The organism is Pseudomonas oryzae (assembly GCF_900104805.1).
GTDB classification, from domain to species: domain Bacteria; phylum Pseudomonadota; class Gammaproteobacteria; order Pseudomonadales; family Pseudomonadaceae; genus Geopseudomonas; species Geopseudomonas oryzae.
This window is the reverse complement of record NZ_LT629751.1, coordinates 2,663,644-2,683,052: the sequence shown is the minus strand read 5'-3', so window position 1 is coordinate 2,683,052 and position 19,409 is coordinate 2,663,644. Positions and strand designations below refer to the sequence as shown.

The following is a 19,409-nucleotide window of genomic DNA, read 5'->3' as shown; positions in this document are numbered from 1 at the left end:
CTCCTCAGCCGTGGACCGCCAGGCGCAGGGCGGCCCGCTGGGCGCCGGTTCCGCGCTGGCGACGGGCAGACCAGGCGGCGTAGCCGCCGTCGACGCTGTAGCTGTTGACGAAGCCGTAGTCGCTGAAGAACCGCGCCATCTCCTGGCTGCCACTGTCTTCATCGCCACAGACGATCATGTGCACCGTGCGCGGGGTGTACTTCACCAGCGAGCGCAGAGTGGTGTCGCTCAGGTGGATGGCACGCGGATCATGCCCCTGGCAGTAGGCACGCGCATCGCGCATGTCCAGCAGCATGACGGTTTCCTCACGGGCCAGCAGACCCTCGGCCTGCTCGGCGCTGATATGCCTGAAGTCGCTCATCGCTCATCTCCAAAACAGTCATGGTAGGTGGGGCAGCGTTCGCAGCTGGGCGAGCGGCAGACGTAACCGCCGTCCTGCTCGCACAGCTGTTTGTAGAAAAACTTCTTCCAGCGCATGTTGTTGACGTTGCGACTGGCCAGCCGCGGGAAGTTGAGTTCCAGCAGTTCCCGCAGCTGCTCGCGCGAGCCCAGACCTAGATCGCGCCATAGGTGATCGCCGCCCAGGCAGGCGGCGGCGACGATGCAGGCCATGGGCGCCTCGAGCGCATCGCGTCCGGCCCGGCCCGCCAGCAGCAGCGCGTACAGCTCCTGCCATTCATCGCGGCGCAGTTCCAGCAGCTCGGCGCGCAGGTCATTGCGCTCGGCTGCCAGCGCCGGCGCGCCATCGTACAGGGGGAGCGCGTCCGGAAAATTGGCCTGGATCAGTTCGGCGTATGCGGCGGCCGGCAGGCCGAGCTGCGCGGGCAGGCAGCTGCGCCCCTGGCGCTGGGCCAGCAGGATCCGCTCCAGCCAGTCCCGGTTGCTCGCGGGGCGGCTGGGCGCGCGCTCGATGTCGATGTGGGGGTGTGCTTGGGCCAGCATGGTCATGCCTCCTCTGCCGCTCGGCAGGCGGAATGGCCGTGGACCTCCCGCGCGCAGCTGTCGCTGTCGGCCGCCGGCTGCTCCCGCAGGCGGTGCTGCTCGGGCAGCAGCGCATTCAGAGCCAGCGGGTCGAAGCCGGCCAGGTGCTTCGTGCCAAGCTGCAGCAGCGGACGGCGGATCAGCAGCGGCGTGGCCAGCAGCAGCGCGAGGGCCTGGACCCGATCCAGCGCCTCGGGCACCACCGCGCCGGCCTTCACCGCCGGCGCCGCGCGGTTGAACCACTCGCTGACCGGCCGGTCGGCGAAGAACGCCAGCAGCCGCTCGGCGTTCCACGGCTCGCCGAGCAGGTCGCGCACCTCCAGGTCGATGCCGGCGGCGCGCAGCAGCCGCTGCTGGCGAGCGTTGGTCGCGCAGCCGGGCTTTGCGTAGAAGACGATGCGGGTCATCACGGTGCCTCAGCGTGCCTGGATTTCGCGCATGGCCTCGGCCAGACGCTCGGGCGGGATGCCGGTGAGCGAGCCCGGCGGGTTGGCCGGGCTGCCGTCGGCGAGCAGGATGGAGCCCTCGATCGGGCAGATGCTCGCGCACTGCTGCTCGGCGAAGTCGCCCTCGCACTCGGTGCACTTGTGGGCGTTGATCTTGAAGTGCGCGCTGCTCTCGTAGATGGCCTCGCTGGGACAGACGTCCACGCAGGCCCAGCAGTTCACGCAGGTCTCGACGATCTTCAGTGCCATGGTTTCCCCTCCCTCAAGCGAACACGGCGTTCAGGCGTTGGCGCGCAGCGCCGGCTGGTCCTGGTCGAGACGGCCGGCGGCGATCATTTCCTGGTACACCGCCATCACCGCCTCTTCGATCGGCTCCATGGCGTGCTCGCCGTTGGGCTGGATGCCGGCGGCTTCCAGCAGGCCCCAGGGTTCGAAGCCGATCTTCGAGCAGAGCACCGCCTCGCAGCCCTTGAGGGCGCGGATGCTGCCGGCGAGCGCCGATTCCTTCTCGCCGCAGCTGTCGTTGCCGACGCAGTACTGGTCGACCTTGCGGTGGCCGATGAAGCGCACGCCGCTCGGCGCGGCCTCGTAGATGAGGAACTCGGTGGCGTGACCATAGTGCTGGTTGATCAGCCCGCCGCCGCTGGTGGCCACGGCCATCAGCACCGGGCGGTAGCCCTTGCCGAGCGCGTCGTCGCCCAGCTGCGGGGCCCGCATGCCGGCCAGGCGCGCCTTCTTCGCCGCCTTCTCGTCGAGCTCCTCCTTGATCGCCGCGTGGATCGCGGCGCGCTTGACCATGGCGGCGGCGTAGTCGATTTCCATCTCCTCGATCTTGTCCAGGGTGAACTCCTCGCCGCGATCCTCGCCGAGCAGGCCGACCGCGTCGGCGCGGCACTGGCGGCAGTGGCGCATCATGTTCATGTCGCCGGCGCAGGCGTCCTGCAGGTCCTGCAGCTCCTCCGGCTCGGGGCTGCGCTGGCCCATCACGCCGTAGAAGGTGCCGTGCTCGGCCTCGGCGATCAGCGGCATGACGTTGTGCAGGAAGGCGCCCTTGGCCTTGACCACCTTGCTGACCTCCTTGAGGTGCTCGTCGTTGACCCCGGGGATCAGCACCGAGTTGACCTTCACCAGGATGCCGCGCGCGACCAGCATCTCCAGGCCCTTCTGCTGCCGCTCGATGAGGATCTTCGCCGCCTTCACGCCGCGGATGCGCTGGTTGTTCCAGTAGATCCACGGATAGATCTTGGCGCCGACCTGCGGATCCACGCAGTTGATGGTGATGGTCACGTGGTCGATGTTGTGCTTGGCCAGCTCGTCGACGCAGTCGGGCAGGGCCAGGCCGTTGGTGGACACGCACAGCTTGATGTCCGGCGCCTGTTCGGAGAGCTGGCGGAAGGTGTCGAAGGTGCGCTGCGGGTTGGCCAGGGGGTCGCCGGGGCCGGCTATGCCGAGCACGGTCATCTGCGGGATGGTCGCGGCGACCGCCTTGACCTTCTTCACCGCCTGGTCGGGGGTGAGCAGCTCGGACACCACGCCCGGGCGCGATTCGTTGGCGCAGTCGTACTTGCGGTTGCAGTAGTGGCACTGGATGTTGCAGGCCGGCGCCACCGCCACGTGCATGCGCGCGAAGTAGTGGTGGGCCTCTTCCGAGTAGCAGGGGTGGTTGTGCACCTTCTCGCGGATGTGATCCGGCAGGTGGGACAGCTGGTCGTCGGTGCTGCCGCAGGAGCCGGAGGAGCAACCGCCGGCACCGTGCTGCCCCGTATCGTTCTGCCCAAGTACGCTCAGTTCCATGGTCGGTCTCCGCAGGGAAGAGGAAGTCGCCAATAGCCGAGCAAAGCCCGTGCCGTCATCTCATGTAATTGTTTTTTAAGGGTTTTTTATATTGCGGTGCGCGGATTTGTCGGGCTGCCGACAGGGATGCGGGCGAGGCTTTGTCGGATAGGCGACAAGGGGAGGGAGAGATCGCAGGGAGGGTGGCCGAGTCCGCTGCTGGGGCGAATTCGTTCGCGCCGCGTGGCGCCGGACAGGCGAATGAATGCGCCCCACAGGTGGAGTCATGCGCGTGCCCTGGCCGCCGCCCGGGCACGCGCACTCCGTTCAGATCTTGCGCATGTGGATGTTGAGGGTCTGGATGCGGTAGGCGATCTGCCGCGGGGTCATGCCCAGCAGGCGCGCCGCCTTGGCCTGCACCCAGCCGGCCTGTTCGAGGGCGGCGATCACCCGCTCGCGGTCGTCCAGCGCCTCGTCGGCCAGGTTGACCTCGGGCAGCGGCGCCAGCGGCAGGCTGTCGTGGCCGAGGCCGGTCAGAGACACCACGTCGCGGGTGATGGTGCCGTCCTCGCTCATGATCGCCGAACGCTCCAGGCAGTTCTCCAGCTCGCGCACGTTGCCCGGCCAGCGGTGGCTCATCAGCAGGCGGATGGCGCTGTCGGTGATGCTCAGCGTGCGGTTCTGCAGGCGGCCGATCTTGGCCAGGAGGAATTCGGCCAGCTCGGGAATGTCGGCGCTGCGCTCGCGCAGCGGCGGGATGCGGATGGCCATCACGTTGAGGCGGTAGTAGAGGTCCTCGCGGAACTTGCCCTTCTCCACCTCGGCCTCCAGGTCGCGGTTGGTGGCGGCGACGATGCGCACGTTGACCTTGACCGTCTGGTTGCCGCCGACCCGCTCGAACTCGCCCTCCTGCAGTACGCGCAGCAGCTTGGCCTGGAACATCGGCGAGATCTCGCCGATCTCGTCGAGGAACAGGGTGCCGCCGTCGGCCTGCTCGAAGCGGCCCTTGCGCTGCTTGACCGCGCCGGTGAAGGCGCCCTTCTCGTGGCCGAACAGCTCCGACTCGAGCAGGGTCTCCGGCAGCGCCGCGCAGTTCAGGCGCACGAACGGCTGGTGGGCGCGCGGCGAGTTGTAGTGGATGGCGCTGGAGATCACCTCCTTGCCGGTGCCCGATTCGCCGAGCACCAGCACCGTGCTGTCCCACTTGCCGACCCGGCGCACCTGGTCGAACACGTGGCGCATCGACGGCGTGTTGCCCACCACCATGTTCTCGAAGCCGTACTTGCCGCGCACCTCGCGGCGCAGCTCGTCGCGCTCGTTGGCCACCGCGCGGCTGTCCTCGAGGTTGACCACCAGGCGCACGGTCTGCGCCAGCAGGTTGGCGACGATCTCCATGAAGCGCGCGCGATCGGGCAGCAGCGGGTCGGCCGAGCCGTCCGGCTGGGCGGCCAGCACGCCGATGGTGTTGCCCTCGTGGGTCTTGATCGGCACGGCGATGAACGGCAGTTCCAGGTCGTAGAGCGCCAGGCGATCGAGGAAACGTGGTTCGGACGAGATGCGCCCGAGCACCACGCTGTTGCCGTGCTTGAGCACGTTGCCGATCACCCCTTCGCCGATGCGGTAGCGCACGCTTTCGCAGGCGCTGACCACCGCCTCGGCATCGCTGTGGATGGCGCCGACCTGCAGGGCGTTGTGCTCGGCATCGGAAATCGACACCAGACCGTGCAGCAGGCCGAGGTCGTTGTGCAGCACGGCCAGCACCTGGGCGAGGATGTCCTCGATCTGCTGCACCCGGCTGAGGATGCGCGCGATGCTGGCCAGCGCCTGCAACTGGCTGTCGTAGAGGTCGACCCGGGGCGAGGCGCCGGGCCGCAGGGCGAGCTTGCTGTTCATCGGCATGGGCTCCGTGGATCAACCTGCGGTGAAGGGAAGTTCGACTACCACCCGGCAGCCCTGGCGATAGCTGGTGTCGATGTGCACCATCCCGGCGTGCTCGGTGACGATTTCCTGGACCATGGCCAGGCCCATGCCGTGGCCGGCGGAGTGCGGCGGCTTGGTGCTGAAGAACGGTTCGAACACCTTGAGCGCCAGCTCGGCCGGAATGCCCGGGCCGCTGTCGGTGATCTCCATGCGCACCACCTGCTGGTTCTCCACCCGCGTGCTGATGAACAGCTCGCGGCGGCTGACCTGGCTGTGGGCGATGGCCTCGACGGCGTTGACGATCAGTTGCTTGATCATGCTGCGCAGGCGGCTTTCCGCACCCATCACCCAGGGCAGGCGCAGCGCCGGCTGCCAGTCGACGACGATGCCCTGGGCGAGCAGGTCGTCGGTGCACAGGGTCACCACCTCGCGGATCAGCTGGTTGACGTTGACCGGCATCTTCGCTTCGGCGCGGCGCACCGGCATGGCACCGGACAGGCTCTCCAGCGCCTCGATGCCGGCGGCGCTGGCCTCGCGCATGGCGCTGAGCACCGGGTCGTTGCCGGCGGCGCTGCCCAGCCGGCGTTCGAGCATGCGCAGCGCGGCGCTGATCAGGTTGACCGGCCCCTGCAGGCGATGGATGGCGCCGTTGAAGGTCTCGCGCATGCCGTCGAGCAGCTCCTCCTCGGCCATCAGCGCCTTCAGCGCGTTGAGCCGCGAGTCCTGCTGCTTCTGCCGCAGCTCGGAGATGTCGTTGAGGGTCAGCAGCAGGTAGCGCTCCGCGCCGGGGGCGAAGAATACCTGGGCGCTCTCGTCCTCGATGTGGATGGCGCGGCCGTGGCAGGACAGCCAGCGCGGCGCATGGCCGCCCAGGTCGAAGGGGATTTCCTTGCCGGAGAAGGCCTGGCCGTCCTGCTCGAGGGCGGCGAACGGCGCTTCGAGGTTGGCGCGCAGCAGGGCCACCAGGCCGGCACTGGAGGCGTCGGGCACCAGCTCGCGGGCCAGACGGGTGAAGCTCGGGTTGGACAGCACCACGCGGTTGTCGCGGTCGAGCACCACCATCGCCGCCGGCGCGGCGTTGACCACCGCCTCGATCATCAGCCGCTGGTTGCTGACCCGCTGCTCCAGCTCATGCAGGTCGCTGCTGTCGCGGTGCATGCCTAGGTAGTAGACGACCTCGCCGTGCTCGTCGAACACCGGGGCGACGGTCAGCTCGGCCAGGTACAGGCTGCCGTCCTTGCGCCGGTTGACCAGCACCCCCGACCACGGCTTCTTCTGCGCCAGGCGGCTCCACAGCGCCTGGTAGACCAGCCGCGGCGTGGTGCCGTTGGACAGCAGAGACTCGTTCTTGCCGATCACCTCGACCAGCGCGTAACCGGTGGTGGTGCTGAACGCGCGGTTGGCATAGAGGATGTTGGCCTTGAGATCGGTGATGGAAATGGCGATGGGCGCGTGCTCGGCCATCTGCCGGAAAGCCTCGGGGAGCAATTCCTCGGCATCGGCGGCGCGGATGGCCGCCGACGTCTCACTGCTGCGGGTCGGTTTGCCCTGGGTCATGCGCATGCCTCATCAGTCTGGACAGCCAGCGAACGCGAAAGCGTCTGCAATGGGGCCGCGCCAAGGCGCGCCGGCCAATACTCACAGCAGACGTAAGGGCTTTTGCAAGCACTGTGCCGCCTCGCGGCGGCCGCTCCGGAGCCGCCCGCAGGCGCGAAAGCCGCGTGGCAGAGCGGTCTGCTGCCATCGTTACGGGGTTTTCTGTGCGAAAGCTCACGGATGGCGCCGCCTTGGACGGGCTTGTCTGTCGCAAAGCCGACAAACCGGCCGGCTCCTGCCGCCGGACGGGCCGCGCTGTCCGCGCTTCCGTTGACCTGGGTCAAGTTTTGCGGACTGTCCACGCCGCTCCGGAGCCTCGGCAAGGCCATGGCACGCTTGCTGCAAACCCCCTTCGCAACAGTCTGTGCCCGACAAGGGTGCGCCGGATGGTTCTGCCGCAGTGGTGGTTCGCTATGGAATATCTGCTGTTTCTGATCGGTACCGTGCTGGTCAACAACGTGGTGCTGGCACGCTTTCTCGGCCTGTGTCCGTTCATGGGCGTGTCCAGCAAGCTGGACCCCTCCATCGGCATGGGCGTGGCCACCACCCTGGTGATGACCCTCGGCGGCATCAGCAGCTGGCTGCTCGAGCACCATGTGCTGCAGCCGCTGGGCATCGGCTTCCTGCGCATCCTCGCCTACATCGTGGTGATCGCGGCGCTGGTGCAGCTGATCGAGATGATCATCCGCAAGCTCAGCCCGCCGCTGTACCGCGCCCTCGGCATCTACCTGCCGCTGATCACCACCAACTGCGCGGTGCTCGGCGTGCCGCTGATCAGCGTGCGCGAGGGGCACAGCCTGGTGCAGGCGGGCCTGTTCGGCTTCGGTTCGGCGCTGGGCTTCAGCCTGATCATGATCATCTTCGCCGGCCTGCGCGAGCGCCTGCAGCTCGCCAGCGTGCCGGCGGCGTTTGCCGGCCCGCCGATCGCCTTCGTCACCGCCGGCCTGCTGGCGCTGGCGTTCATGGGCTTCGGCGGGCTGATCTGAATGGCTGACCGGCAGGCGCCGGCGAGGAGAGCGAGATGCTGATGGCAACCCTGGCCCTGGCCAGCATGGGCCTGATCCTGGGCGGTGGACTGGGCGTGGCGGCGCGCCGCTTCGCGGTCACCGACGAGAACCCGCTGATCAAGGAAATCGAGGCGCTGATGCCCGGCAGCCAGTGCGGCCAGTGCGGCTTTCCCGGCTGCTCCGCGGCGGCATCGGCGCTGGTCGAGGGCCAGGCCGAAGTGACCTGCTGCCCGCCCGGCGGGGTGGCGCTGGCCGAGAAGCTCGCCGGGCTGCTCGGCGTGACCCTCGACGCCGGGCAGATGAGCGCGCCGCTGCTGGCGCAGATCGACGCCGCGCAGTGCACCGGCTGTACCCGCTGCTACCGCGCCTGTCCGACCGACGCCATCGTCGGCGCCAGCGGACAGATCCACGTGGTGCTGCAGGGCGCCTGCACCGGCTGCGCCAAGTGCCAGGACGCCTGTCCGGAAGACTGCGTGTCCCTCGCTGCGCAGGCGCCGACCCTGGACACCTGGCGCTGGGCCAAGCCGCAGGCCGCCTGATTCCTTCACGGAGCATTCGCATGTTCAATCTCGCCCGCATCCGCGGCGGCGTCCACCCGGCCGCCCACAAGGACCGCTCCTCGGCGCTGACCATCGGCAGCCTGCCGCTGCCGCCGCGCCTGTACCTGCCGCTGCGCCAGCACGCCGGCGCCGAGGCCCTGCCGCTGGTCAAGGTCGGCGAGCGGGTGCTCAAGGGCCAGCTGATCGCCAGCTCGCCTTCGGAGCTGTCGGCCCCGATCCATGCGCCGAGCTCGGGGCGGATCGTCGCGATCGGCCCGATCCTCGCCCCGCACCCGTCGGGCCTCACGGTCAACGGCATCGTCCTCGACACCGACGGCGAGGAGCGCTGGGTCGAGCTGGAGGTGCCGGTCAACCCCTTCGAGGAAAGTCCGCTGCTGCTTGCCGAGCGGGTGGCCCAGGCCGGCATCGTCGGCATGGGCGGGGCGATCTTCCCGGCGGCGGTCAAGCTCAAGCAGGGCACCCGCCACGAGATCAAGACCGTGCTGGTCAACGGCAGCGAGTGCGAGCCCTACCTGACCTGCGACGACCGCATCATGCGCGAGCGCGCCGAGGCCATCGTCGACGGCGCGCGGCTGATCCAGCACATCCTGCGCGCCTACCGGGTGGTGATCGGCATCGAGGACAACAAGCCCGAGGCGCTGGCCGCCATGCGCGCGGCCAGCGAGCCCTACGGCGCCATCGAGGTCGAGGCGGTGCCGGCGCTGTATCCGATGGGTTCGGCCAAGCAGCTGATCCAGGCGGTCACCGGCCGCGAGGTGCCGGCCGACGCGCGCAGTACCTCGGTCGGCGCGCTGGTGCACAACGTCGGCACCGTGTACGCCATCCATCAGGCGCTGCGCCACGGCCGCCCGCTGATCTCGCGGGTGGTCACCGTGGCCGGCAGCTGCGTGAGCAACCCGCGCAACCTGGAAACCCTGATCGGCACCCCGGCGCAGGCGCTGTTCGACGCCTGCGGCGGCTTCACCCGCGAGCCGGCGCGGCTGCTGCTCGGCGGACCGATGATGGGCGTCAGCCTGCCGTCGCTGCAGGCGCCGGTGATCAAGGGCGCCACCGGCCTGCTGGCGTTGGCCCCGCACGAGCTGCGCCACGACCAGGCCTCGCCGTGCATCCGCTGCGCCAGCTGCGTGGACGCCTGCCCGATGGGCCTGCTGCCGCTGGAGATGGCCGCCCGCGCGCGGGTCGACGACCTCGACGGTGCCCACGACTACGGCCTGCGCGACTGCATCCTGTGCGGCTGCTGCTCCTACGTGTGTCCCTCGCACATCCCGCTGGTGCAGTACTTCCAGTACGCCATGGGCCGCCAGGACGAGCGGCGCAGCGCCGAACGCAAGACCGACCACATCAGGCGCCTGACCGAGGCGCGCGCCGCGCGCCTGGCCGCTGAGGAGGCCGCCAAGGCCGCGGCCAAGGCAGCCAAGGCGGCCAAGGTCAAACTCGCGGCCACACCGACCAGCGAGGCGCAGTGATGAGCACCCTGAATGTCGCATCCGGGCCCTTCGCCCATGACCGCTCCTCGGTCAACCGCATCATGCTGCAGGTGTGCCTGGCGCTGCTGCCGGCCACCCTGTTCGGCCTGTACCTGTTCGGCTGGCCGGCGCTCAACCTGTGGCTGCTGACCTGCGCCAGCGCGCTGGTGACCGAGGCGCTGTGCCTGCGCTGGCTCGGCCAGCCGCAGCGGCGCCTGCTGGACGGCTCGGCGCTGCTCAGCGGCTGGCTGCTGGCGCTGTCGCTGCCGCCGTGGGCACCCTGGTGGATCGGCGTCGGCGGCGCCGCCTTCGCCGTCGGCATCGGCAAGCAGCTGTACGGCGGCATCGGCCAGAACATCTTCAACCCGGCGATGCTCGCCCGCGTCGCCCTGCTGATCGCCTTTCCGCTGCAGATGACCAGCTGGGTGCCGCCGGCGCCGCTCGGCTCGGCGGGCGCGCCGGGCTTCGTCGAGGGCCTGGCCATCAGCTTCGGCGGCGCCCTGCCCGACGGCATGAGTGGCGCCACCGCCCTCGGCGGACTGAAGACCGAGCTGACCCTCGGCCGCAGCGCCGAAGCGATTCTCGCCGGCAACTTCGCGCTGGGCCCGGCGCTGCTCGGCCACAGCGCCGGCAGCCTCGGCGAGACCTCCGAGCTGCTCCTGCTGCTCGGCGGCCTGTGGCTGCTGGCGCGGCGCCTCATCCACTGGGAGATCCCGGTCAGCATGCTGCTCGGCGTGCTGCTGCTCGCCGCCATCGCCCACCAGATCAACCCCGAACGCTACCCCGGCGGCCTCTACCACCTGGCCAGCGGCGGCCTGCTGCTCGGCGCGCTGTTCATCGCCACCGACCCGGTGACCTCGCCGGTCAGCCGCGGCGGCCGGCTGATCTTCGGCGCCGGCTGCGGCGTGCTGGTCTACGTGATCCGCACCTGGGGCAGCTTCCCCGAGGCGGTGGCCTTCGCCGTGCTGTTCATGAACGCACTCAGTCCGCTGATCGACCGCTACTGGCGCCCGCGCGCCTACGGCCGTACCGCGGGCGGCAAGCCGCTGGCCATCGGCCGGCAAACCAGCCAGGTCAAGCAGGAGGGCTAGGCATGAGCGAGACCACAGTGACTGCGGCGGACCAGGCTGCCGCGCAGCCGTCGCCGCCGCTGCTCGCGCGCTGGCGCGGGCGCATCGAGTACCAAGGCCTGTCGCTGGCCGCGGTGTGCGCGCTGGTCGCCGTGCTGCTGCTGGTCGGCGACCGGCTGACCCACGGGCAGATCGCCGCCCAGCAGCTCGAGGACCGCCTGGCGGTGCTGCGCCAGGTGCTGCCGGCGGCGCTGTACGACAACAACCCGCTGCAGGATGCCTTCACCGTGCAGGACGGCGAGCTGGGTGCGGTCGAAGTCTACCCGGCGCGCAAGGACGGCCGCCTGGTGGCGGTGGCCTTCCAGGTCAGCAACGTCGGCTACGGCGGGCCGATCCTGCAGCTGATCGCCCTGGATGCCGAAGGCCGCATCCTCGGCGTGCGCGTGCTCGCGCACAAGGAAACCCCCGGCCTGGCCGACAAGATCGAGGCCTCGCGCAGCGACTGGATCAAGGCCTTCGACGGCCTGTCGCTGGCCAATACGCCGCTGGCCAGGTGGAAGGTGAAGAAGGACGGTGGCCAGTTCGACCAGTTCGCCGGCGCCACCATCACCCCGCGCGCTGTGGTCAGGAGCGTGCTGCAGGCCCTGCAGTTCCAGGCCCGCCAGGCCGTGCCCCTGCGCGCAAGACAACAGGAGAGCCAACCATGAGCAGCAGTTGCGGCGTTCCCGCCAGCGCGCCGGCAGCGGCCAGTCCCTGGAAGTACTTCACCAGTGCCCTGTGGGACTACAACGTCGCCCTGGTGCAGATGCTCGCGCTCTGCCCGGCGCTGGCGGTGACCACCACCGCCACCAACGGCCTGGGCATGGGCCTGGCCACCACCCTGGTGCTGATCTGCACCAACGCGATCATCTCGGCGCTGCGCCACACCATCGCCCCCGAGGTGCGCAACCCGGTGATGATCGCCGTCATCGCCGGCGTGGTGACCCTGATCGACATGGCGATGAACGCCTGGATGCACGAGCTGTACAAGGTGCTCGGCCTGTTCATCGCCCTGATCGTCACCAACTGCGCGGTGTTCGGCCGCGCCGAGTCGTTCAGCCTCAAGCACCCGGTGCTCCCCGCGATGCTCGACGGCGCCGGCATGGGCATCGGCTTCACCTGGGTGCTGGTGCTGATCGGCGGCATCCGCGAGATCCTCGGCAGCGGCACCCTGTTCGCCCAGGCCTCGTCCCTGCTCGGCCCGCACTTCGCGTGGCTGGAGATCACCGTGCTGCCCGGCTTCCAGGGCATCCTGCTGGCCATCCTGCCGCCGGGGGCGTTCATCGTCCTGGGCTTCCTGCTGGCCGGCAAGCGCGTGCTCGACCGCCGCCGCGCCGAGCGGCGGATCCAGTCCCACGGCGAGCTGATCGTCCTGCAATGAGCCCGGCCCAGGAGTGAGTGCCATGAAAGTTGCTGTGGTGTACGCCGCCCCCCGACCGCTGCTGCTGACCTGCCAGGTCGAGGAGGGCAGCAGCGTGGCGCAGGCCATCGAGCAGTCGGGGCTGTTGCGCTACTGCCCGGAGATCGACCTGAAGCAGCAGAAGGTCGGCGTGTTCGGCAAGTTCGTCAAGCTGGACAGCCCGCTGAAGGACGGCGACCGCGTGGAGATCTACCAGCGCATCACGCGGGGGCTCGACGACGATGACGATGACTGACCGCGCCCGCGTGGCTGCGTCTTTTCCCCTTGCTGCGAGGTGCTGTGAACATGAGTGAGAGCCGACGACTGATCGCCGTGGCCATCGACCGCGACGGCCGGGTGGCCGGACACGCCGGGCGGGCCCAGCGCTGGCGGGTGTTCGACGTCTGGCCCGGCGAAGCACCGGAGGAGGCCTACGATCTCGAGCTGGCCGAGCATGCCTGCCTGCACGAGTGGCACGTGTGCGCGCAGCCCGAACGCCACCCGCTACACACGCTGGACGTGGCCATCGCCGGCAGCGCCGGCGACGGGGTGATCCGTCGCCTCGGCGAGCGCGGCGTGAGCCTGCGCACCACCGGCGAGAGCGACCCGTTGCAGGCGGTCAGGGCCTTCCTAGCCGGCAGCCTGCCGCCCGGCGCGCCGCACGACGAACACGCCTGCGGCGGGGAAGGGCACCAGGCCGGCCACGCCTGACGATTATCGATGAGCAGTGACGACCTGGCGGTCGTCGAGGAGCCGCACCATGAACAGTCCCGCAACCATGAACCGCGAAACTGCCCTGCGCATCGCCCTGGCGGCCCGCGCCCTGCCCGACACCGGCGTCGCCCAGCTGCTGGAGATCCTCCACCAGCAGGTCAACGGCCCGCTCACCGAGGAGAGCCTGCAGGGGGTGACGGTCACCGACCTGAAGATCGGCCTGGCCGGCTCCGAGGATGACGTCGACCTGCTCGACACGCCGATGAGCGCGCTCAAGGAAGCGGTGCGCATCCTCTGGGGTGAGACCATCGCCGACGACCTGCCTCAGCCGGTGGCCCTGAGCGCGGTGCCGGCCGGCTCGATCCGCGTGGCCATTGCCTCCAACAACGGCGCCCAGCTGGACGGCCACTTCGGCACCTGCCTGCGCTTCCTGGTCTACCAGGTCAGCGCCGGCGAGCAGACCCTGGTCGACATCCGTTCCACTCTCGAGGCCGAAGAGGCCGAGGACAAGAACGCCTTCCGCGCCGAGCTGATCGGCGACTGCCAGGTACTCTACGTGGTCTCCATCGGCGGCCCGGCGGCGGCCAAGGTGGTGCGCGCCGGCATCCACCCGCTGAAGAAGCCCGGCGGCGGTCGCGCCGAGGCGGTGCTGGCCGAGCTGCAGCGGGTCATGGGCGGCTCGCCGCCGCCGTGGCTGGCCAAGCTGCTCGGCAAGAGCGCCGAGCAGCGGGTGCGCTTCGAATGGGACGGGGAGGAGCTGGCCTGAGGGGCGCGGGGCGCGCGCTGATGGACCGCAAGTAGGGTGGACAACGGCGCAGCCTTGTCCACCTGTGTCCGGCCCCAACGGTGGACAATCGCTGCGCGTTGCCCTGTATGGACCCCCTTCTTCACCCTGCGTTGCTTTGGCTCATCATGGCTTGACCTGACGACTATAGTAGGGTCGAAGCTTGGCGCTCCCATTCCACAGGAGCAGACCATGGGCGATCCGAAATCAATGTCTGACGACCAGTTTCTGGCGGCTTTTCTGGATTCCAGCATGCCGCCAGCCGGCTTTGATCACCTCGGCCACATGCGAGCCGCCTGGCTGCTGCTCCAGCGTCGTCCGTTTGAGGATGCGGTGGCGGAAACCTGCAACGCTATCGCCCGGCTGGCGACGCGTCTGGGTGTTCCGGAAAAGTACAACCGGACCCTTTCCGAAGCACTGGTACGTCTGATGGCGCATGGCGGCGCCAGTAACAGGGCACTCTCCTGGCCTGACTTCCTTGCCGCCAACGCCGATCTGGTCGGTGACGCGCGCCGCGTTCTGGTGCGCCACTATAGTGACGAAACCTTGTACTCGGAGGCGGCACGGGAGTGCTTCACGGCACCGGACCGCCAGCCTCTGCCGTTATGAGCCAATCCCGCAGCAAGCTCACGCTCGGCCAGCTCGCCAAACGCGTCGGGCTGGCGCGCTCCTCGATCCTGTATTACGAGTCCATCGGGTTGTTGGCTCCCCACGGACGTAGCCCGGCCGGCTACCGCTTCTATGGGGAGTCCGAGCTGGATCGCCTGCTCACTATCCGTCGTCTGCGCGAGTCGGGTTTGGCGTTAGCCGACATACGCAGCATCCTTTCGCCATCCGAGGAATCAGCCGCGCGTGGAGGCACCGGGCCTATGGCGTTACTGGAGAAGCGTCTGCTCGGTCTCAGCCAGGAAGTGCAGCGTATCCGCAAGCAGCAGCGCGATCTCGCACGTCTGCTCGCGGCTCCCGACGTCCTCAACGGTCGGCAGCACTGGGACAAGGAGTCGTGGGTCGAGTTGTTGCGGCGCGCAGGCTTCAACGAAGAGGCAATGCACCTGTGGCACATTGAGTTCGAGCGTGAAGACCCTGACCAGCATGCGAGCTTCCTGAAGTTGCTTGGCCTCGATCCGGCGGAGGTGGCAAGAATTCGCTGCTGGTCGCGAGTCAAGACCGACAAGTAGGCTGGACAACGGCGCAGCCTTGTCCACCGGCGTACTGCTCCGCGGTGGGCAATCGCTGCGCGAGTTGTCTGTCGTGTGTGACTCGCGGATGATCGGAAGGCGCCACGGGGCGCGGACCGGGTCGCTGCGAAGGCGCCATTGATGGCGAAGGATTGAGCAATGGACTTGCTATTGGCACTGCTGGCATTCGCGGCCCGTCTTCTCGCCGAATTTGTCGGCGAGCTGATCCTCGGCACCCTGTGCTACTGGCTCGGCTGGCCCTGGGTGAAGTTGTTCACCCTCGGCCGCTATCCCCGCCACGGCTGGCGTAGCGGGCACCGTGAGGAAATCTATGTCCAGTGCGTCGGCGGCGCCGTAGCGGCACTGGCGATGATGGCCGCTCTCGGCCAGTTCGCCGCCTGACGCGCTGTCCTTACTGCGCCGCCCTCACTGCTCCGTACCACGCAGCTCCAGCACCCGCTGGCGCAGCAGCCGGGGTTCGGCCACGTTTGCCGGCACCGGTTCGCCGACGCTGAGGGCGACGCGGCGCAGCGGATGCAGCTGGCCGAGGCGCTGCAACAGGGAGCTGGCGCGGCGCGAGAACGGGCTTTCCCACAGCCCTGACAGCGCCATGGGCAGCACCTCGACCGGGTTGCTTTCGAGGATGCGCTGGGTGCCGGGGCGGAACGGGCCGACCTCGCCATCCGGGGTCAGCCGGCCCTCGGGGAAGATCGCCACCAGCTCGCCGGCCTCCAGCGCGCTGGCCACCTCGGCGTAGGCGCGCTCCAGCAGCGCGGCGTCCTCCTTCGCCGGGGCGATGGGGATGGCGCGGGCGTGACGGAACACGAAGGACAGCAGCGGCCAGCGGAAGATGCGGTGGTCCATGACGAAGCGGATCGGCCGCCGGCAGGCGGCGGCGATCACCAGGGCGTCGACGTAGCTGACGTGGTTGCACACCAGCAGTGCCGGGCCGCTCTGCGGGATGCGCTCGACGCCCTGCTTGTCCAGGCGGTAGACCGAGTGGATCAGCAGCCAGTCGAGAAAGCGCAGCAGGAACTCCGGCACCAGGCGGTAGATGTACACGGCGACCAGCGCGTTGATGAGCGCCGCGGCGGCGAACAGCTCGGGGATCGACAGCCCGGCGGCGAGCAGCCCGGCCGCGGCGCCGGCGCCGACCACCATGAACAGCGCGTTGAGGATGTTGTTGGCGGCGACGATGCGCGCGCGGTGCTCGGCGGCCGAGCGCAGCTGCATCAGCGCGTACAGCGGCACGATGAAGAAGCCGCCGAACAGGCCCAGGCCGAACAGGTCGAACAGCACGCGCAGGGTGCCGGGCGCCTGCAGCAGCTCGGCCAGCGCCAGCGGTGCCGGCGGCGGGCTGGCCGGCGAGGCGAAGGCCAGGTCGAGGCCGAACAGGGTCAGGCCGATCGAGCCGAGCGGCACCAGACCGATCTCCACCAGCTTGCCGGACAGCCGCTCGCAGAGCATGGAGCCGGCGCCGATGCCGAGGGTGAAGATGCCCAGCAGCAGGGTCACGCCGCTCTCGCTGCCGCCCAGCACGTCCTTGGCGTAGGCCGGGAACTGGGCGAGCAGCAGCGCGCCGTACAGCCAGAACCAGGAGATGCCGAGGATCGCCAGGAACACCGTGCGGCTCTCGCGGGCGAAGCCGATGTTGCGCCAGGTCTCGCTCAGCGGGTTGGGGTTGATCCTCAGCTGCGGTTCCGGCGCCGGTGCTTCCGGGATGCCCAGGCTGCCCCAGTAGCCGACCACGGCCACCGCCAGGCAGGCGGCGGTGATCCACAGGCTGCCGCCCTCGATCCCGGCGAGCAGGCCGCCGGCCAGGGTGCCGATGAGGATGGCGACGAAGGTGCCGGCCTCGATCAGCGCGTTGCCGCCGACCAGCTCGTCCTCGTGCAGGTGCTGGGGGAGGATGGCGTACTTCACCGGGCCGAACAGGGTCGACTGCAGGCCGAGCAGGAACAGCGCGGCGAGCAGCAGCTCCAGGCTGTGCGTCCAGAAGCCGGCGCCGGCGAGCAGGACGATGACGATCTCCAGCAGCTTGGTCCAGCGCGCCACGCGCGCCTTGTCGTACTTGTCGGCGAGCTGCCCGGCGGTGGCGGAGAACAGGAAGAACGGCAGGATGAACAGGCCCGCCGCCAGGTTGGCGAGCAGGCCGATGGACAGGCTGGTCCACTGCGCGGCCTGGAAGGTCAGCAGTACCACCAGGGCGTTCTTGAACAGGTTGTCGTTGAACGCGCCGAGGAACTGGGTGACGAACAGCGGGCCGAAGCGGCGGGCCCTGAGCAGGGCGAGGGACGAGCTCATGTCGGGGTGTCCTGACGGGCGACGGTGAGTGGGCTGGCGGCGGCTTCGGCCAGACGCTTGAGGGCGACGTGGTCGATCTTGCCGGTGCCGAGCAGCGGCAGAGCGTCCAGATGACGGATGTCGCGCGGCACCGCCAGCTCGCTGGCGCCCAGGCGGCGCGCGGCGGCCAGCAGGGCGTCGCGGCCCAGCTGCGGGGCGCTGGTGAACAGTACCAGCGCCTCGCCCTTGGCGGCGTCGCCGCGAGTCGCGGCGGCGTGGGCGAAGCCCGGTGCGGCGCTGGCGGCGATCTCTTCGACCACCTCCAGCGAGACCATCTCGCCGGCCAGCTTGGCGAAGCGCTTGAGGCGGCCGCAGATGTGCAGGAAGCCGTCGTCGTCGAGCTCGACGATGTCGCCGGTGGCGTACCAGCCGGGGCGGATGGCCGGCGGGGCCTGGATCACCCCGGGCTGCTCGAACAGCAGGTAGCCCTTGAGCAGGTTGGGGCCGTGCAGGTGCAGGGCGCCGCCGTGCTCAATGCCCGGTACCGGTTCCAGCTCATGGGCGATGCCCGGCAGCAACTGGCCGACGCTGCCGCGCCGGCAGGCCATCGGCACGTTGACCGCCACCACCGGCGCGCACTCGGTGATGCCGTAGCCCTCGAGGATGCGGATGCCGAACCTGTCGATCCAGGTCTGGCGCACCTCCTCGTTGAGCCGCTCGGCGCCGGCCACCACGTAGCGCAGGCGGCCGAAGTCGTAGGGGTGGGCGTACTTCGCGTAGTTGCCGAGGAAGGTCGAGGTGCCGAACAGCACGCTGCAGTCGCGGTCGTAGACCAGCTCGGGGACGATGCGGTAGTGCAGCGGGCTGGGGTAGAGGAACACCTTGCAGCCGGACACCAGCGGCAGCAGCACGCCGCAGGTCAGGCCGAAGGAGTGGAACAGCGGCAGCGCCATCATGAACTTGTCGAGCGGGGTGAAGTCGGCCACCGCGCGCACTTGGGCGACGTTGGCGAGCAGCGAGTCGTGCGAGTGCACCACGCCCTTGGGCTTGCCCTCCGAACCCGAAGTGAACAGCACCAGCGCCGGATCGTCGGGCTGCTGGGGCACGGCGGCGCGCCGCGGCAGCAGCAGGTGGGCGAGCAGCCACAGGCGGTCGGCGAGGCTCAGCTCGGCCTTGAGGTCCTCCAGATAGAGAACGCGGATGCCGGGCAACTGCTCGAGCAGGCCGCCGAGGCGCGCCCTGTCGACGAAGGTGCGCGAGGCGACGATGGTCCTGATGCCGGCGGCGGTGCAGGCGGCCTGCAGGCCGTCGCGGCCGGCGGTGTAGTTGAGCATTGCCGGGATGCGCGCGTTCAGCGACAGGGCGAGCACCAGACCTAGGGTCGGCGCGGCGTTGGGGGTGAGCACGCCGACGATCTCGCCGGGCGCGGTGTGGCGGCTGAGCAGGCGGCCGAGACCGAGGGCCATCTTCAGCAGCGAGCCGTAGGACTCCTCGACCATCCGCACGTCCTCGACCAGCTGGTAGTCGCTGCCGAACACCGCGCGGGCGTCGAGGAAGGCCTCGAACAGGGTGCGTCGCGGCCGGCTGGCCACCAGCATGTCGAGCAGGATGTGGCGCATCAGCTCGCCGGCGCGGCGGCGGCGCTGCTTGGCCGAGGGCAGCGCCGGCATGGCGATCTGCCGCGGCGGCTGCACGTACAGGTCGACCTGCGGCAGCAGGCGGCGCGGGTAGACCCCGGCCAGACGGCCGAAGTAGCTGCGCGCGGCGCCGTCGATGCGCACCGGCACCACGGTGGCGCCGGTCCTGGCGGCGACGAAGCCGGCGCCGTCGTAGACCTTCATCAGCGAGCCGGTGCGGGTGATGCGCCCCTCGGGGAAGATCACCACCGGCCGGCCGCTCTCCACCAGGCGGACGATCTGCTTGATCGCCAGCGGGCTGGTCGAGTCCACCGCCAGGTGCGGCACGAAGCGCAGCAGGAAACCCAGCAGCGGCCGGCTGGCGATCTGCGAGTGGACCACGAAGGTGGCGTCCACCGGCAGGAACAGGCCGAGCAGCAGGCCGTCGAGGAAGGATTCGTGGTTGGCGACGATCAGCGTGCGCGGGTTGGCGAACACGTCGGTATCGCCGTGCACGCGCACCCGCAGCAGGCGCTGCAGCAGGTTGCGCAGGAGGAGCTTGAGCATGATCGGTCCC

General features: G+C 69.5%; 21 protein-coding genes. 12 read left to right on the top strand and 9 right to left on the bottom strand.

What is annotated here, in order from left to right; all coding sequences use genetic code 11:
* Positions 1–4 precede the first annotated feature (4 nt).
* The 7 genes from BLT78_RS12055 to nifL all read right to left on the bottom strand — a co-directional run bounded on the left by BLT78_RS12055 (position 5) and on the right by nifL (position 6,677).
* The gene (locus BLT78_RS12055; protein ID WP_090349211.1) at positions 5–361 is read right to left on the bottom strand and encodes a rhodanese-like domain-containing protein; all 357 of its coding nucleotides are present in this window, start codon (positions 359–361) and stop codon (positions 5–7) included.
* Positions 358–942: a nitrogen fixation protein NifQ gene (locus BLT78_RS12050; protein ID WP_090349210.1), complete on the bottom strand. Its 585-nt coding sequence runs from the start codon at positions 940–942 to the stop codon at positions 358–360. The genes BLT78_RS12055 and BLT78_RS12050 overlap by 4 nt, the downstream gene beginning before the upstream one ends.
* A gap of 2 nt (positions 943–944) precedes the next feature.
* Complete coding sequence (locus BLT78_RS12045) at positions 945–1,388, bottom strand: ArsC/Spx/MgsR family protein (protein WP_090349209.1); 444 nt, start codon at positions 1,386–1,388, stop codon at positions 945–947.
* 9 nt (positions 1,389–1,397) lie between these two features.
* Positions 1,398–1,676, bottom strand: coding sequence for a 4Fe-4S dicluster domain-containing protein (locus BLT78_RS12040; RefSeq protein ID WP_090349208.1), 279 nt, complete (start codon positions 1,674–1,676; stop codon positions 1,398–1,400).
* Positions 1,677–1,706: 30 nt separating this feature from the next.
* The gene (nifB, locus tag BLT78_RS12035; protein ID WP_090349207.1) at positions 1,707–3,221 is read right to left on the bottom strand and encodes a nitrogenase cofactor biosynthesis protein NifB; all 1,515 of its coding nucleotides are present in this window, start codon (positions 3,219–3,221) and stop codon (positions 1,707–1,709) included.
* Positions 3,222–3,527: 306 nt separating this feature from the next.
* On the bottom strand, positions 3,528–5,093 hold the full coding sequence (nifA, locus tag BLT78_RS12030; RefSeq protein WP_090349206.1) for a nif-specific transcriptional activator NifA: 1,566 nt from the start codon (positions 5,091–5,093) through the stop codon (positions 3,528–3,530).
* Positions 5,094–5,111: 18 nt separating this feature from the next.
* A complete protein-coding gene (nifL, locus tag BLT78_RS12025) occupies positions 5,112–6,677 on the bottom strand; it encodes a nitrogen fixation negative regulator NifL (protein ID WP_090349205.1) in 1,566 nt (521 codons plus the stop codon).
* Positions 6,678–7,129: 452 nt separating this feature from the next.
* On the opposite strand from nifL, the gene rsxA reads away from it, so the two are divergent.
* The 12 genes from rsxA (at position 7,130) to BLT78_RS11965 (ending at position 15,335) form a co-directional block, all read left to right on the top strand.
* The gene (gene rsxA / locus BLT78_RS12020) at positions 7,130–7,702 is read left to right on the top strand and encodes an electron transport complex subunit RsxA (protein ID WP_090349204.1); all 573 of its coding nucleotides are present in this window, start codon (positions 7,130–7,132) and stop codon (positions 7,700–7,702) included.
* A 35-nt stretch (positions 7,703–7,737) separates the two neighbouring features.
* The gene (locus tag BLT78_RS12015) at positions 7,738–8,262 is read left to right on the top strand and encodes an RnfABCDGE type electron transport complex subunit B (protein WP_090349203.1); all 525 of its coding nucleotides are present in this window, start codon (positions 7,738–7,740) and stop codon (positions 8,260–8,262) included.
* Positions 8,263–8,282: 20 nt separating this feature from the next.
* Positions 8,283–9,749, top strand: coding sequence for an electron transport complex subunit RsxC (gene rsxC / locus BLT78_RS12010; RefSeq protein WP_090349202.1), 1,467 nt, complete (start codon positions 8,283–8,285; stop codon positions 9,747–9,749).
* The gene (locus BLT78_RS12005) at positions 9,749–10,840 is read left to right on the top strand and encodes an RnfABCDGE type electron transport complex subunit D (protein WP_090349201.1); all 1,092 of its coding nucleotides are present in this window, start codon (positions 9,749–9,751) and stop codon (positions 10,838–10,840) included. Before rsxC ends, BLT78_RS12005 begins: the two co-directional genes overlap by 1 nt.
* Positions 10,841–10,842: 2 nt before the next feature.
* Complete coding sequence (rsxG, locus tag BLT78_RS12000; RefSeq protein ID WP_090349200.1) at positions 10,843–11,526, top strand: electron transport complex subunit RsxG; 684 nt, start codon at positions 10,843–10,845, stop codon at positions 11,524–11,526.
* Positions 11,523–12,239 (top strand): electron transport complex subunit E, encoded by a 717-nt coding sequence (locus tag BLT78_RS11995; protein WP_090349199.1) that lies wholly within the window; start codon positions 11,523–11,525, stop codon positions 12,237–12,239. The genes rsxG and BLT78_RS11995 overlap by 4 nt, the downstream gene beginning before the upstream one ends.
* A gap of 22 nt (positions 12,240–12,261) precedes the next feature.
* Positions 12,262–12,513, top strand: coding sequence for an RnfH family protein (locus BLT78_RS11990; RefSeq protein ID WP_090349198.1), 252 nt, complete (start codon positions 12,262–12,264; stop codon positions 12,511–12,513).
* Positions 12,514–12,563: 50 nt separating this feature from the next.
* Positions 12,564–12,968, top strand: a complete 405-nt coding sequence (locus BLT78_RS11985; RefSeq protein WP_090349197.1) for a NifB/NifX family molybdenum-iron cluster-binding protein — start codon at positions 12,564–12,566, stop codon at positions 12,966–12,968.
* 49 nt (positions 12,969–13,017) lie between these two features.
* The gene (locus tag BLT78_RS11980) at positions 13,018–13,737 is read left to right on the top strand and encodes a dinitrogenase iron-molybdenum cofactor biosynthesis protein (RefSeq protein ID WP_090349196.1); all 720 of its coding nucleotides are present in this window, start codon (positions 13,018–13,020) and stop codon (positions 13,735–13,737) included.
* A gap of 210 nt (positions 13,738–13,947) precedes the next feature.
* Entirely contained in the window at positions 13,948–14,364 is a 417-nt protein-coding gene (locus BLT78_RS11975; RefSeq protein ID WP_090349195.1) for a hypothetical protein, read from the top strand.
* A complete protein-coding gene (locus BLT78_RS11970) occupies positions 14,361–14,933 on the top strand; it encodes a MerR family transcriptional regulator (RefSeq protein ID WP_090349194.1) in 573 nt (190 codons plus the stop codon). The genes BLT78_RS11975 and BLT78_RS11970 overlap by 4 nt, the downstream gene beginning before the upstream one ends.
* A 159-nt stretch (positions 14,934–15,092) precedes the next feature.
* Complete coding sequence (locus tag BLT78_RS11965) at positions 15,093–15,335, top strand: hypothetical protein (RefSeq protein WP_090349193.1); 243 nt, start codon at positions 15,093–15,095, stop codon at positions 15,333–15,335.
* Between the two features lie 24 nt (positions 15,336–15,359).
* Here BLT78_RS11965 and BLT78_RS11960 read toward each other — a convergent pair whose 3' ends face one another.
* Together BLT78_RS11960 and aas are read right to left on the bottom strand one after the other, a co-directional pair.
* Positions 15,360–17,237, bottom strand: coding sequence for an MFS transporter (locus tag BLT78_RS11960; protein WP_090349192.1), 1,878 nt, complete (start codon positions 17,235–17,237; stop codon positions 15,360–15,362).
* On the bottom strand, positions 17,234–19,399 hold the full coding sequence (aas, locus tag BLT78_RS11955; protein WP_090349191.1) for a bifunctional acyl-ACP--phospholipid O-acyltransferase/long-chain-fatty-acid--ACP ligase: 2,166 nt from the start codon (positions 19,397–19,399) through the stop codon (positions 17,234–17,236). Before aas ends, BLT78_RS11960 begins: the two co-directional genes overlap by 4 nt.
* Between the last annotated feature and the right edge of the window lie 10 nt (positions 19,400–19,409).